The following is a 14,205-nucleotide window of genomic DNA, read 5'->3' as shown; positions in this document are numbered from 1 at the left end:
CAATGGTGGCTTCTGTCCGAATTTCGGAGTGGAGAGTGGTGTGACGGAGAGCGAGAGCCCGCGCCGTACCCGTGGCCGGTCGCGCCGGCGGCGGCGGACCCGACTGCGCCGTGCCCTGCTCGTCACGCTGGTGGTCGGCTCGCTGGTGGCGGGCGTGACCGGATGGGTGGGGTTCCGGGGCTGGCAGGCCCGGGCGCACCTGGTCAACGCCGCCGGGTTGGCCGGTGAACTGAGCGCGCACCTGGTCGGCGGCGACACCGACCGGGCGCAGCGGACCCTCGCCGCGTTGCAGGTGCAGTCCGGCGCCGCCCGTCAGGCCACCGCCGACCCCGGCTGGTGGACGGCCCAGCACACGCCGTACGCGGGCGCCAACCTCGCCGCCGTCCGGCAGATCTCCATCGCGGTCGACGACCTGGCCCGCCAGGCGTTCCCGGCGCTGCTGCGGGTCGACCTCGGCGGTCTGGTGCCGCGCGAGGGTCGGCTGGACCTGACCGGGCTGCACGGGGTCGGTGACGAACTGGTCGAGGTGGACGCGACCGTCCAGCGGATCCGCGCCGAGCTGTCCACCGTGCCCGCCGACCGGCTGGTCGGGCAGGTACGCGAGGCGCTCCAGGAACTGCGCGGCGAGATCGACCGGCTGGCCACCATGACCTCGGCGGCCGGCAAGGCCACCCGACTGCTGCCGCCGCTGCTCGGGGTGGACGGCGCGCGACAGTACCTGCTCGTGTCGCAGAACTCGGCGGAGTTGCGCGCCACCGGCGGCATGTTCGGCGCGTACGCGGTGATCCGGGCGAACAAGGGCCGCATCGAGATGGGCGACCAGGGCGCCAGCAGCGGCCTGGGAATGTTCGCCAAGCCGTTGAAGATCCCGGCCGAGCAGCGGGCCCTCTGGGGCGAACTGCCCGGCATGTACCCGGCCGACGTCAACCTCAGCCCGCACTTCCCGACCGCCGCCGCGCTCTACCGGGAGATGTACCGGCGGCACAGCGGCGACACCGTGGACGGGGTGCTCGCCGTCGACCCGGTGGTGTTGTCGTACCTGTTGCAGGCCGCCGGGCCGGTCCGGGTGCCGGGCGGCGTGTCGCTCAGCGCGGAGAACGCGGTGCGGACCCTGCTCAGCGACACCTACCAGCGGATGGCCCCGGAGGAGCAGGACACCTTCTTCGCCTCCGCCGCCGCGACCGTGTTCGACACCCTTTTCGCCCGCAACACACACCCGAACGGGCTATTGTCCGCTTTTAGCCGCTCTATACAAGAACGTCGGATACTGTTCTGGAGTGCCCGTCCGGAGGAACAGCGGGTGTTCGGCGAGAGCCGGATGGCCGGGACGCTTCCGGAACAGGACACCGTGCCCACTGTCGGCGTGTTCCTCAACGACGGCAGTGGCGCGAAGCTCGGCTACTACCTCCGGCAGACCGCCGACCTCACCGTCGGCGACTGCCACGCCGACGGCCGTCGCGAACTGCACCTCCGGGTGACGTTGCGATCCACCGCGCCCGCCTCGGGGCTCACCGAGTCGGTGCTCGGGTTGGCCCAGGCAGGAGACCCGTACACGGTTCGGACCCTGGTCTCGGTCTACAGCCCGGCCGGCGGGGCGGTGCTCGACACCCACCTCGACGGTGCCGAGACGTCGGTGGGCAACGGCACCGAGCGACGCCGCCAGGTGGCCACGGTGAACGTCGAGACAGGACCCGGTGACACCCGGACGCTGCAGGTCTCGTTGCTGACCGGCAAGACGGGCAGCGGCACGGCCGAGCTGTGGCTCACGCCCACCGCCACCCCATGGACCACCCATGTTGTTACCGCACCAAGCTGTACTCAGTAGGAGGGAACCAACAATGCGGCTATCCCGCATCATCATGGCGCTCACGGTCGGTTTGGCCGTGGTAGCCGTGCCGACCGCGGCGGGGGCGGCGCAGCCGCAGCCGACGCCATCCGTGAGTGGAACACCCCAGCCACCGCCCTACCCGCCGGTGCTGGCCTCGCTCACGGTGAACCGACCCACCATCTTCCTCGGTGAGACGGTCATCCTGACCGGCCGCAACTTCGGGCCGAACGAGACGGTCGACATCACCGTCACCACCCGGCCGCTGGCGGCACCCGCCGCCGGCACCGCCCGCCGCAGCGACGGCAGCACCGTCGCGATGGCCCCGGTCGCCTTCCAGGCCAGCGCGCCGCTGACCTTCACGGCCCGGACCAACGGGCGGGGCGAGTTCAGCCGCCGGTACACCCCGTCGGTGACCGGTCTGCTCACCTTCACCGCCGTCGGCCGGGAGTCCGGCCGGACCGCGTCGACCGAACTCCGGGTGCTGCACAAGAAGAAGCCGCACCTGCCGGTCACCGGCAGCAGCACGAGCACGCCGATGAAGGTCGGTGGCGGTCTCGTCGCCGCGGGCGCGGTCATGCTGCTCGGCACGGTGCTCTGGCGCCGCCGCCGCTTCGGCAGCGTGAACTGATCCGACACCGCGGGTCCGTCCCGCAGTGAGCACCGGTGCCGGTGCCCGCCGATCCCTCCGGCGGGCACCGGCACCGTTTCGCACCACCCCGTGCCTCGCCGCCGCCGGTGCTACGCCGGGAAAGGGCGGGTGCGGCGGGCGTCGGCCAGCACGTCGGCCCACCACCGCAGCTCGTCGAGACAACCGGCCAGGCCACGGCAGAGGCCGTCGTCCGGCGCGTACCGCTGCTGGTCGTTCAGGCAGTCCCACGGCGCGGGGAGGCCGACGACCCGCCGGGTGGTCACCATGCCGAGTTCGGCCAGCACACCGCGGAGCTGCTCGATCGCGGCGTATCCGCCGTGGACGCCGTACGCCACGATCGTCGCGGGTTTCAGGCGCCACTCCCGGTAGTGCCAGTCGATCAGGCGCTTGAGTGAGGCCGGGTAGCTGTGGTTGTACTCCGGCATCACGAAGACGAAGGCGTCGGCCGCGTCGATCCGGTCGGCCACGGCGCTCTTCGGACCACCGCCCGGATAGAGGAGACTGTCGTCGGGCAGGGGCGTGTCGGCCAGGTCGATCAGATCGACGTCGGCGGAACCCCCCAGCGCGGCGACGACCCAGTCGGCGATCGTCGGCCCCATCCGGTCCTTGCGGACGCTCGCCGAGATCACGGCCACGCGTACGCCTGCGGGTGGGGTGCCGTCGTGCTGTTCGTGCGAAGCGGTCATGGCAGCGAGGTTCCATGTTGAACATTGGTTGAAGTCAAGTCGGGGCGTGACTACGGTGCGGATATGAGTGTGAAGCCGGCCTCCCTGATGACGCTCACCGTCGGCGACGTCGCCGTGCGCAGTCGCGTCGCGCCGTCCGCCGTGCGGTTCTACGAGAGCCATGGCGTGATCACCGCGGTCCGCACCACGGGCAACCAGCGCCGTTTCGAGGAGTCGGCCGTGTGCCGCATCGAGATCGCCCGGGTCGCCCAGCGGGTCGGCATGACCGTGCGCGAGATCGCCGTCCTCTTCGGCGGCCTGTCGGCGAACCCGACGCCCGAGGAGTGGGGTCAGGTCGCGCACCGGCTGGTCAGCGAGGCCGAGGAACGACTGGCCGACCTCAGGACGCACCTCGCTGCCCTGGAATCCGGCACCCGGCTCTGCGACATCGGGCGTGCCGAACCGGTCCGGTCAGCACCCGCACGGCCTTGACTTCACCATATGTTGAACCGTGATCGTGCGTCGTATGAGCGGACGCACGTACGACCTTCAGCGGGCTGGGCACCGCATCTCATCCCTCGTCGACCACGCCACGATCGTCGGTCTGGGCACCTCCACCCGTGAGGCGCACGAACTCTTCGGCCTCGTCGAGCAGACCACCCACGCGTTGGTCGAATCCGGATTCCGCGTCGTCGCGGTGCTGGACAACCCGCGCATCGGTGAGCGGTACGACCAGTTCGTCCAGGGGCAGCAGATCGATCTCGACGCGGCGCTCGGTCAGGCGTGGGGGCCGTGGCGAACGACCGAGATGCGCGAGGCGCTCGGCCGGCTGCGCCGGCACAACGAGCGGCACCCGGCCGATCCGGTGCGGATCGTCGCGATCGGCGGTTCGCGCGTGCTGCCCGCCGACTACGACCGGGCCGTGGGGCTGATCGCGCGGCGCGACGCGACGACGGCGACACGCGTCACGCAGCTCTTCGACGTCATCCGCACCGCCCACGACGACGGCGAGCACGTCCGACGTGCGCGCGGCACCCACCCCGGCACGCCCTTCGTCGACCTCGCCCGCACCGCCCACGACCTGGTCGCCGGGCTCGACCCGGGCCCGGAGCGTGACGAAGCGCTGCCGCTGCTCGACGCGATCGTGGCGCATCACGCCAACGCCATCGGCGTGGGACACGACCTGGCGCGGGAGGAACGGGCCGCCGCCGACCGCCTCCTCGCACACCAGCGGCGCACCGGTGACCGCATCGTCCTCTGGGAGGGCAGCGCGCGCGTCGCCACACACGAGGTCATGACCGGCGGCCATCTCCGGGCGGCTCTCGGCGACCGGTACGCCGCCGTCCATCTCGCCTTCGGCCACGGCCGGATTCCCGAGCGGGACCTTCCCCGGCCGAGCCCGGACTCGCTGGAGGCGGTGCTGCTGACCGGCGCCGACGACGACGTACGGGTGGTGGACCTGCGCGCGCCGCACCCGACCGAGATCACCCCGATTCTCGATCGGCCCGCGCGGACCCGGGTGATCTCCGGGATGTACGACCCCGAGCGCGACGAGGAGCACTACCACGAGCTGCCCTCGCCCCGGCACAGTTTCGACGTCGTCGCGGTCCTCCCCACGATCACGCCGATCCACCCGAGATAGCCGACAGCCGCACCGGAGCGGCTGCGGGTACCCACCGCCCGGTTGATCAAGAGGTTTTGGTGCTCTCGGGCGCGCGTCGAGCACCAAAACCTCTTGATCAACCGGGCGGGGTGGGGCCGGGCGGGGCCGGGTGGGGTGGTGGGGTGGGGCCGGGCGGGGTGGCGGGGTGGGGCCGGGGTGGGGTGGGGTGGGTTAGATCAGGCCCTGGGCGAGCATGGCTTCGGCTACTCGGCGGAAGCCGTTGATGTTGGCGCCGGCCACGTAGTCGCCGGGGAGGCCGTACTCCTCGGCGGTGGCCCAGCAGCGGGCGTGGATGTCGCGCATGGTCTCGCGGAGCCGCTGCTCCGACTCGGCGAACGTCCACGACTCCCGGCTGGCGTTCTGCTGCATCTCCAGGGCGCTGACCGCCACCCCACCGGCGTTGGCCGCCTTGCCGGGTGCGAACCGGACCCCGGCCCGGCCCAGGATGCGGACCGCCTCCGGGGTGGTCGGCATGTTCGCCCCCTCCACCACCGCGACGCAGCCGCCGGCGACGAGCTGCGCGGCCTCGGCGCCGCCGATCTCGTTCTGCGTCGCGCACGGTAGGGCCAGGTCACAAGGCACCTCCCAGGGAGTACGCCCGGCGACGGCGACCGCATGCGGCACCTCGCGTACGTAGTCGGCGAGCCGGCCCCGGCGGCGTTCCTTCAGGTCCCGCAGCACGTCGAGGTCGATGCCCTTCTCGTCCAGGACATACCCGGACGAGTCGGAGCAGGCGACCACCCTGCCGCCGAGCTGGTGCACCTTCTGGATCGCGTAGATCGCCACGTTACCGGCGCCGGAGACCACCACCCGTTTGCCGTCCATGCTGTCGCCGCCCTGGGTGAGCATCTCCTCGGCGAAGAACGCCGCGCCGTACCCGGTGGCCTCGGTACGCGCCTGCGCGCCGCCGTACGACAGGCCCTTACCGGTGAGCACGCCCGACTCGTACCGGTTGGTGATCCGCTTGTACTGGCCGAACAGGTAGCCGATCTCCCGGCCGCCCACCCCGATGTCACCCGCGGGCACGTCGGTCTGCGCGCCGATGTGGCGGTACAGCTCGGTCATGTAGCTCTGGCAGAACCGCATCACCTCGCGGTCCGAGCATCCCTTGGGGTCGAAGTCGGCACCGCCCTTGCCGGCCCCGATCGGCAGCCCGGTCAGCGCGTTCTTGAAGATCTGCTCGAAGCCGAGGAACTTGACGATGCCCAGGTAGACCGAGGGGTGGAAGCGCAGGCCGCCCTTGAACGGGCCGAGGGCGCTGTTGAACTCCACCCGGAATCCCCGGTTCACCCGGACCCGACCCCGGTCGTCCTCCCACGGCACCCGGAAGATGATCTGCCGCTCCGGCTCGCAGATCCGTTCGATGATCCGGGCGTCGGCGTACTCCGGGTGACGCGCGAGCGCCGGGCCGATGCTCTCCAACACCTCCCGTACGGCCTGGTGGAACTCGGGCTCACCCGGGTTGCGGTTGACCACACTGGCGAACACCGACTCGACCGTCTCCGGCATCACCGACACGTCCTTCCGGTCCGGGCACGGCGTGGTGCCGTGCCTTGTCGCCCCGTCACGCGGTGCCCCCGGATACGGATGGTGACCACTGTCCGGTTCACTGGCAGCGTGGACGAGACGATCTGGACGACTGTACGCACTGCGCGTGACTGGCTGGACGTGACAAACGGCACCGGTGAGGCGGAGCTGACCTGCCGGATGCTCAAGCTCACCGAGGAGGCGGGTGAGGTGGCGGGCGCCTGGATCGGGTTCCTCGGCCAGAACCCGCGCAAGGGGGTCACGCACACCCGGGCGGACGTGGCGGCGGAGCTGGCCGACGTGGCGTTCACCGCGCTGGTCGCCATCGAGAGCCTGGGTCTGGACGCCCGCGAGGTCCTCGGCGGGTGCGCCGACAAGGTCGCCGGTCGGCTGGGCGCACCGGTCGAGGGGGAGGTTCGTCCCCGAGTTGACTGATCCGACCCGCTCCCTGGCGCGTACCTGCTGGTAGGGGACCGTGGAAGGGGACGTGGCATGGCCGAGTCGGAGCACGAGGCGTACCGCCTGACACCCTCGGGTCGGGGGTCGGAGGACGCGGTGCCGGCACCACCGGCAACTGTCGGTGACGAATCGCGAGACGCGGACGACGTGACCGTGGGTGACGACGCGACCGTGGGTGAGGACGAGCCCGAGATCCGGGACGAGCCCGGGGACGGACGACCGACATGGTCGGCCGGGGCGCGGCTGCTCGCCGCCGCCGCGGTGCTGATGCTGGGGCTGGGCGCGACCGCCGTGGTGGTGATCCTCTCCGACCCGCACCGGCTCGGTCGGGTCTTCTCCGGCGACCTGCCGGAGGTCACCGCCGCCCCCGAGGGCACCAGCGGACTGGGTGGCGCGGCGCAGGCGGCGGCGCAGCGCCCCGAGCAGGTCGAGACCGCGCCGCTGGACGGCCGTCGGCGGGCCACCTTCGAACTGGTCGACGACGTGACCCGGTTCGACCTGCGGGTGACGGACCTGGGGGAGGAGCTGTACCGGATCATCACCCCGGCCGAGTCGGTCACCCGGCTCCTCCCGGAACTGGTCGGCGACCGGGTGCGGCTGCGGCTGACCCGCGACGGTGCGGGTCCGGGCGAGGTCGAGGTGCTGCTCAACGCCCGGGTGAGCTGGCAGGTGGCGCTCACCGGTGGGAGCACCGAACGGCGGCTGGACCTCGCCGCCGCCCGCCTGGGCGGCCTGGAACTGGCCGGTGGCGCGACCCGGACCACGCTGCGGCTGCCCGCCGTGGAGGGGCTGGTCGTGGTGCGGGTCACCGGCGGGGTCAACCGGTTCGACGTCACCGTGGTCGGCGGCGTTCCGGTCCGCGTCCGGTCGGTCGCCGGAGCCGGAGCGATCGCCGTGTACGACGAGCGCCTCGACGGGGTCGCCCCGCAGACGGTGCTCGGGTCGCCGGGCTGGGACCGGGCCGCCGACCGGATCTTCCTCGACCTTGTCGCGGGCGCGAACCGGGTGACCGTACGCGGAGGCTGAGCGGGTCCGGCGCGCGGGCGTACAGTCGGATGGTGGAACGTGCCGAGTCGATGCCCGCGCAGACCCGACCGCCCGGTGTGGCCACCGTCGACCCCGGCAGCGTCCTGTTGCCCGGCCACGACGTGCCGCTGGGGCGCTACACGACGGTGCGTCGGCTGCTTCCGCAACGCACCCGCCGGATGGTCGGCGCCTGGTGCTTCGTGGACCACTTCGGTCCGGACGACGTGGCGCAGCGCCCGGGCATGGAGGTGCCGCCGCATCCACACACCGGGCTGCAGACCGTGACCTGGCTGCTCGACGGCGAGATCCTGCACCGCGACAGCCTCGGCAACGCGCAGCCGATCCGACCCGGGCAGCTCAACGTGATGACCTCCGGGCACGGCATCGCGCACTCCGAGCGGTCCCCGGCCGCCCATCCGCCGCTGATGCACGGCGTGCAGCTCTGGGTGGCGCTGCCGGACCCGGCCCGCGCCGGCGCGGCCGACTTCGCCCACCACGCCGAGTTGCCCCGGTGGCGCGACGGCGACCTGGACGTCACCCTGCTCGTCGGTGACCTCGGCGGCGAGGTCTCGCCGGCCCGGGTGCACACCCCGCTGCTCGGCGCGCAGCTCGACCTGAGCGGTGCGGGTCCGGCCGCACTGCCGTTGCGTCGCGACTTCGAGTACGCGCTGCTGGCGCTCGACGGCGCCGCCGAGGTGGACGACGTGGCGCTGGAGCCGGGGGCACTGCTCTGGCTCGGCGCCGGGCGGGACACCCTGACCGTGCGCGGTGGGCCGGGTGCCCGGCTGATGCTGCTCGGCGGGACGCCGTTCGAGGAGCCGCTGGTGATGTGGTGGAACTTCGTCGGCCGCAGCCACGAGGAGATCGCCGACGCCCGGGAGGACTGGATGGCCGGTCGGCGCTTCGGTACGGTCGCCGACGACCCCGACCCGCCGCTGCCCGCCCCGGCGCTGCCCACGGTCCGGCTCAAGGCCCGCGACCGCTCCGGCGGCTTCAGGAACTGACCGGCGGCTCCCGAACAAACCGGATGAAATACCTTCGTCCGGCACCCCCTGTCCGTTCGGCTGATGGCGTGCGGTAAGGTAGTCGCAGTAACAGCCGCCCGGTTCGGGTGGTTGTCGCCGTCTGGTCATGGCGACCCGGTTCGGGTTCGCCGTGCTAACAGGGCAGGCGATTACGTAGCGGCGCCCCCGGTCGCGGTTCGCGGCCGGGGCGCCCGCCTGTCGGAGTCCTGTCGGGTGCCGTGACCCCGACCCGCCGACAGGCGGTCCGGGCGATCGCCCGTCGACCGACCGATCAGATGCTGCGCAGGTGCTGCGACACCCGCTGGTGACGCTTGTCCCGTCCGGCCGCGCCGCGCTGGGCGTCGTCGGCCTCCTCGCTCGCGTCGATGTGGGCGGAACGCGCCACCTCGGTGCTGTTCGCGTAGTCCACCGGCGGCAGCGCGCGCAGGGCCTGCACCACGTCCGGCGGTGCCCCCTCGCGTTCGGCCTCGCGTACCACCTCGTCCTTGTCGGCGGGGTAGTCCAGGCGGGACAGGTACTGCAGGACGTCGGCGTAACTCGCCATGGATTCGGCTCCTCCCGGCTTCGATCCGGCCACGACCGGCCGCGGTTACCCACCCCGGCTGCCGTCACGCCCCGCCACGGGCCGCCGTTTCCGACCCGCTCCGCCGGGTAACCGCCGCCCGAGGGGGTACGCGATGGACTACGACACGTTCGTCGACCAGGTCGCCCGGCGGGCCGGTACGACGCCGGAGCGGGCGGTGGACCTGACCCGGGCGACGCTGGCCACGCTGGCCGAGCGGCTGACCGGCGGGGAGGCCCTGGACCTGTCTCTGCAACTGCCGGTGCCGCTGCGCCAGTCGATGCGGACGACCCCCGACGGTGAGGCGGCCCAGCGTTTCGACGCCGACGAGTTCGCCGCCCGGGTGGCGTTCCGCCTCGGGGTGCAGACGTCGGCGGCCCGAGGCGGGGTCCGCGCGGTCTTCACCGCACTGCGCGAGGCGCTGGCCGGTGAGTTCGAGACGCTGATGGTCCAGCTTCCCCGCGACTATCGCGACATGGTCGAGCCCGCGCTGGCACCCGGCGCGACCCTGCGACGCCGCTGACTCAGCCCACCGCCCCGTCGGCCCGCAGGGCGGCCACCCGTTCCGGTCCGTAGCCGATCTCGGCGAGGACCTCGTCGGTGTGCTCGCCCGGCCAGGGCGGCGGTCGGCGTACCGAGGTGGGGGTGCCGGAGAAACGGGGGGCCGGTGCCGGTTGCACCACGCCGTCCCGCACCACGAACGTGTCCCGCGCCACCAGGTGCGGGTGCTCCGGCGCCTCGGCCCAGTCCAGCACCGGCGCGACGCAGGCGTCGGAGGCGGTGAGCAGGGCCGCCCACTCGTCCCTGGTACGGGTCCGGAACAGCCGCGCCCAGGCGGCGCGCAACGCCGGCCAGTGCGCCGGGTCGGTCCGGTCCGGTGCCTCGTCGCCCGGCAGTGGGAACCCGGTGCGGCGGACCAGTTCCTCGTAGAAGCGCGGCTCCAGGGCGCCGACCGCCACGTGGCGCCCGTCGGCGCACTCGTAGGTGTCGTAGAACGGCGCGCCGCCGTCGAGCAGGTTGACGCCGCGCGGGTCCTGCCAGCGGCCGAGCCTCCGCAACGCGTGGATCTGCGTGCCGAGCACCGCCACGCCGTCCACGATGGCCGCGTCGATCACCTGGCCGGTGGCGCCGCCGCGTACCGCGTAGAGGGCGGAGACCACGCCCAGGGCCAGCATCATCCCGCCGCCGCCGAAGTCGCCCAGCAGGTTGAGTGGGGGCACCGGCCGCTCGTCCGCCCGCCCGATGCCGTGCAGCGCGCCGGTCAACGCGAGGTAGTCGATGTCGTGTCCGGCGTACGGGGCGCTCGGGCCGTCCTGCCCCCAGCCGGTCATCCGGCCGTACACCAGCTTCGGGTTGAGCGCGTGGCAGTCGGCCGGCCCGAGACCGAGGCGCTCGGTCACCCCGGGTCGGAACCCCTCGACCAGCGCGTCCGCGCTCTGCGCCAGGGCGAGCACCGTCTCACGTCCGCCGGCGGACTTGAGGTCCACGCCGACCGAGCGTCGACCTCGGTTGAGCAGGTCCGGGTGGGCGGTGCCGAAGGCCGAGGGGTCCACGTCGGTGAGCCGGTCCACCCGGATCACGTCCGCTCCGAGATCGGCCAGCATCATCGCGGCGAAGGGGCCGGGGCCGATCCCGGCCAGCTCGACCACGCGTACTCCGGCCAGCGGGCCGGCCGCCTGCTCTGCGGTCACCGCCATCACGATAGGCGCTCGGGTCCGGGTCCGGTACCGGCATCGTCACTCCGGGTTCCGGCCTGGTCGGACGCGGTACACGCCGACAGGAGCCCCCGTCTGGCGGGTCGGATCGGGCTGTCCTAACCTTGGCGGTACGAGGGGAGTACTTCCCACGAACCATACCGGTCAGTACGGCGCACCCCGGGTGTGCCTCGGGTGGTTGCCCACGAAACGTGGGTGAAGGAGACCTCGAACATGACACGGTGTTCGAGGAGGCCCAATGTCCGAATTGTCCTACGCTGCTGCCGGTTTGCAGTCGGTGGGTACGCCCACTCTCTGGGCGGTGACGATCGCGGGCGTGCTGGCCCTGCTGGTGCTCGACTTCGTGGTGACCCGCAAGCCCCACGAGGTGTCCCTGCGGGAGGCACTGGGTTGGTCGACCTTCTACATCGCGCTGCCGCTGGCCTTCGGTGCCTGGGTGTGGTCCGAGTTCGGCTCGGAACGGGGCTTCGAGTACCTGACCGGTTACCTGGTCGAGAAGTCGCTGTCGGTGGACAACCTGTTCGTCTTCATGCTGCTGCTGGCGGCGTTCGCGGTGCCGACCGAGCTGGCGCAGCGGGTGCTGCTCTTCGGCATCACCGGCGCGCTGGTGCTGCGGAGCATTTTCATCGCGTTGGGCGCGGCGGCGTTGCAGACGCTGGACTTCGCATTTCTGATCTTCGCGTTGATCCTGTTGTTCACCGCCGCGAAGCTGCTGCGCGACGCGTTCACCGGGCACGAGCAGACGGTGGACATCGGCAACATGCGGTCGGTGCGGCTGCTGCGTCGGTTCATGCCGGTGGTCCAGGAGTACCACGGCACCAAGATGGTCGTGCGGGTCGACGGTCGGCGTGCGCTCACGCCGCTGGCGCTGGTGGTGGTGGCGGTCTTCGCCGCCGATGCGGTCTTCGCGGTGGACTCGGTCCCGGCGGTCTACGGCATCACCGAGGACCCGTACCTCGTCTTCGCCACCAACGCCTTCGCGCTGCTGGGTCTGCGGGCGCTCTACTTCGTGCTGCACGCCGCGCTGAGCCGCCTGGTCCACCTCAGCTACGGCCTCGCCGTGATCCTGGCGTTCATCGGCGTCAAACTCGGTCTGCACTGGGCGCACGGCGTCTGGGAAGGCGTGCCGGAGATCCCGACCGTGGCGTCGTTGCTGGTCATCATCGGTGTGCTGACGGTCGTGACGATCACCAGCCTGCGTGCCACCCGCAACGTGGTGCCGGGCTCCAAGGAGGTCGTCACCGAACGGCCGTTCACCCAACTCCGGCGGCGACTACGGCCTCCTGCCCTACCGCCCCGGACTACTCACCCTGCAACGCTGATCACCCTGCAACGCTGAACCACCACCACACATCCGGCGGGCCCACCACGGGCCCGCCGGATGCGGTCGGAGGACGGCTGCCGGCGGGGTCAGGTCAGAACGTCAGGACGACGTGGGCGACGGCGAAGTAGATGATCAGCCCGGTGGCGTCGACGAGCGTGGTCACCATCGGTGCGGAGACGACCGCCGGGTCGATCCGGAGCCGCTTCGCCAGCAGCGGCATGGTGGCACCGACGGTGGCGGCCCAGGCGCAGATGATCACCAGCGAGATGCCGACGACCAACGCGATCTCACCGCCGACCACGACGATGCCGACGACCAGGCCGACCGCTGCCAGCAACGCGCCGAGCAGCAGACCGACCCGGGACTCCCGCCAGATCACCGCTGGCAGGTCCGAGCCGCGCAACTCACCGAGCGCGAGAGCGCGTACGGCCGATGTGGTGGCCTGGGCACCCGCGTTCCCGCCGGTGCCCACGAGCAGCGGGATGAACAGGGCCAGCGCGGTGACCTGCGACAGCGTCGCCTCGAACGCCTGGAGCACGTTGACGGTGAGCACCGAGGCGACGATGAGCAGCAGCAACCAGGGTGCCCGGGAACGCGCCAACCGCCAGACGCTGACCGCCATGTAGTGACCGGGCCAGGGTGCCGTGCCGGCCTGACGGGCCACGTCCTCGGTGTCGGCCGCCTCGATGATCTCCATCGCGTCGTCGATGGTGAGCAGGCCGACGAGACGGTCCTCGCTGTCCACGACCGGCAGGGCGAGGGTGTTGGTCTCCCGCATCAGGCGGGCCGCCTCCTCGGCCGGGTCGGTGGCGCGGGCCCGGAAGACGTGGGTGTCCACCAGGTCGGCCACGGGTACGTCAGCGTCACTCAGCACCAGGTCCCGCAGCTCCACGACGCCGACCAGGCGGCGGCCCGGGTCGACCACCGGCAACACGTACACGGTCTCGGCCTCGGCGCCCTTGCGCCGCACCACGTCGAGCGCCTCGGCGGCGGTGACCTGCCGGGGCAGCGCGACCGCCTCCGGCGTCATGATCTGCCCGACCGAGCCGGGCGGGTAACCGAGCAGTTCGGCGGTCATCTGCCGCTCGCGCGGCGACAGCCCGGCCAGGACGCGGCGGGCCACCTTGGCCGGCGCCTCGGTGAGCATGCGGGCCCGGTCGTCCGGGTCCATCTCCTCGACCAGCTCGTGGAACGCCTGGTCGCGCAGCCCCACCAGGATGCGCTGCTGGTCCACGGGGTCCAGTTCCTCGAAGACGGCGAGTGCCGGGTCCTTGTCGAGAAGCCGGAACGGCACCCCGGCGGCGACCGCGTCGAGTCGGGCGAGTTCGTCGGCGATCTCGTAGGGCGGTCTGCTGTCCAGCCACCCACGGATCATCTCGAGGTCGTTGCGGGCGACGAGCTGCTGCAACGTCCCGGTCATCCGATCACCTCCGTGGGTGGTGCTGGTTCGGTGCAAAGTTTCGTAGCTACCCGGCGGACGGGCCGAGTACGCCGACAAGGCCGCCTGGCGTGGTCCAGGCCATACCGGTCGCCACCGCACGCCCCCGGCGGTGGGCGTGCCGGCGCTCCTGTCCGCCCTGTCCAGGCGAATCGCTGTCGGTGACGTGGGACGACGTCCTCGGTGATCTCCGCCACGGTCGTGCCCCGGGCGGTGCCGCCCACCTCGCACGGAGTGGGTGGGACCCCGCCGCACCGGCGCGCCGCGCGCCGACGCCTGGCGGCCCGGGGCGGCCTGTCCTAACCTTGGCCGTACGAGGGGAGT

At 72.1% G+C, this 14,205-nt stretch carries 13 protein-coding genes and 1 pseudogene; 9 read left to right on the top strand and 5 right to left on the bottom strand.

Going from position 1 to position 14,205, the window contains the following annotated elements:
- Positions 1-40 precede the first annotated feature (40 nt).
- Positions 41-1,825: a DUF4012 domain-containing protein gene (locus HUT12_RS20290; protein ID WP_176094372.1), complete on the top strand. Its 1,785-nt coding sequence runs from the start codon at positions 41-43 to the stop codon at positions 1,823-1,825.
- 112 nt (positions 1,826-1,937) lie between these two features.
- Complete coding sequence (locus HUT12_RS20285; protein WP_236145914.1) at positions 1,938-2,456, top strand: hypothetical protein; 519 nt, start codon at positions 1,938-1,940, stop codon at positions 2,454-2,456.
- Between the two features lie 110 nt (positions 2,457-2,566).
- On the opposite strand, the gene HUT12_RS20280 is transcribed toward HUT12_RS20285, so the two are convergent.
- Positions 2,567-3,163: an NADPH-dependent FMN reductase gene (locus HUT12_RS20280; protein WP_131055245.1), complete on the bottom strand. Its 597-nt coding sequence runs from the start codon at positions 3,161-3,163 to the stop codon at positions 2,567-2,569.
- Between the two features lie 63 nt (positions 3,164-3,226).
- On the opposite strand from HUT12_RS20280, the gene HUT12_RS20275 reads away from it, so the two are divergent.
- A complete protein-coding gene (locus tag HUT12_RS20275; RefSeq protein ID WP_176094371.1) occupies positions 3,227-3,634 on the top strand; it encodes a MerR family transcriptional regulator in 408 nt (135 codons plus the stop codon).
- Positions 3,635-3,668: 34 nt separating this feature from the next.
- The gene (locus HUT12_RS20270) at positions 3,669-4,784 is read left to right on the top strand and encodes an erythromycin esterase family protein (protein WP_176094370.1); all 1,116 of its coding nucleotides are present in this window, start codon (positions 3,669-3,671) and stop codon (positions 4,782-4,784) included.
- A 192-nt stretch (positions 4,785-4,976) separates the two neighbouring features.
- On the opposite strand, the gene gdhA is transcribed toward HUT12_RS20270, so the two are convergent.
- Positions 4,977-6,314, bottom strand: coding sequence for an NADP-specific glutamate dehydrogenase (gdhA, locus tag HUT12_RS20265; protein WP_176095881.1), 1,338 nt, complete (start codon positions 6,312-6,314; stop codon positions 4,977-4,979).
- A 108-nt stretch (positions 6,315-6,422) separates the two neighbouring features.
- Here gdhA and HUT12_RS20260 point away from each other — a divergent pair, with 108 nt between their 5' ends.
- Genes HUT12_RS20260 through HUT12_RS20250 form a run of 3 tightly spaced genes read left to right on the top strand, consistent with a single transcriptional unit; the run spans position 6,423 to position 8,821 of the window.
- Positions 6,423-6,767 (top strand): MazG-like family protein, encoded by a 345-nt coding sequence (locus HUT12_RS20260; protein ID WP_131057275.1) that lies wholly within the window; start codon positions 6,423-6,425, stop codon positions 6,765-6,767.
- Between the two features lie 57 nt (positions 6,768-6,824).
- The gene (locus tag HUT12_RS20255; protein WP_254876899.1) at positions 6,825-7,817 is read left to right on the top strand and encodes a hypothetical protein; all 993 of its coding nucleotides are present in this window, start codon (positions 6,825-6,827) and stop codon (positions 7,815-7,817) included.
- A 32-nt stretch (positions 7,818-7,849) separates the two neighbouring features.
- A complete protein-coding gene (locus tag HUT12_RS20250) occupies positions 7,850-8,821 on the top strand; it encodes a pirin family protein (RefSeq protein ID WP_176095879.1) in 972 nt (323 codons plus the stop codon).
- A 292-nt stretch (positions 8,822-9,113) separates the two neighbouring features.
- Here the strand turns inward: HUT12_RS20250 and HUT12_RS20245 are convergent, their stop codons facing one another.
- Positions 9,114-9,386, bottom strand: a complete 273-nt coding sequence (locus tag HUT12_RS20245; RefSeq protein ID WP_131055072.1) for a DUF2795 domain-containing protein — start codon at positions 9,384-9,386, stop codon at positions 9,114-9,116.
- A 133-nt stretch (positions 9,387-9,519) separates the two neighbouring features.
- Here HUT12_RS20245 and HUT12_RS20240 point away from each other — a divergent pair, with 133 nt between their 5' ends.
- Positions 9,520-9,927 carry a DUF2267 domain-containing protein gene (locus HUT12_RS20240; RefSeq protein ID WP_176094369.1) on the top strand — a complete coding sequence of 136 codons (408 nt, stop codon included), beginning with the start codon at positions 9,520-9,522 and terminating at the stop codon, positions 9,925-9,927.
- Between the two features lies 1 nt (position 9,928).
- Here HUT12_RS20240 and HUT12_RS20235 read toward each other — a convergent pair whose 3' ends face one another.
- Positions 9,929-11,101 carry a CaiB/BaiF CoA-transferase family protein gene (locus tag HUT12_RS20235; protein WP_176094368.1) on the bottom strand — a complete coding sequence of 391 codons (1,173 nt, stop codon included), beginning with the start codon at positions 11,099-11,101 and terminating at the stop codon, positions 9,929-9,931.
- 256 nt (positions 11,102-11,357) lie between these two features.
- On the opposite strand from HUT12_RS20235, the pseudogene HUT12_RS20230 reads away from it, so the two are divergent.
- Positions 11,358-12,329 (top strand): annotated as a pseudogene (locus HUT12_RS20230) (TerC/Alx family metal homeostasis membrane protein); the annotation flags it as partial.
- A 205-nt stretch (positions 12,330-12,534) separates the two neighbouring features.
- On the opposite strand, the gene mgtE reads toward HUT12_RS20230, so the two are convergent.
- Entirely contained in the window at positions 12,535-13,863 is a 1,329-nt protein-coding gene (gene mgtE, locus HUT12_RS20225) for a magnesium transporter (RefSeq protein WP_176094367.1), read from the bottom strand.
- Positions 13,864-14,205: the final 342 nt, after the last annotated feature.

This window comes from Verrucosispora sp. NA02020 (genome assembly GCF_013364215.1).
In the GTDB taxonomy this organism is placed as follows: Bacteria; Actinomycetota; Actinomycetes; order Mycobacteriales; family Micromonosporaceae; genus Micromonospora.
This window is presented reverse-complemented; position numbering and strand designations above follow the sequence as displayed.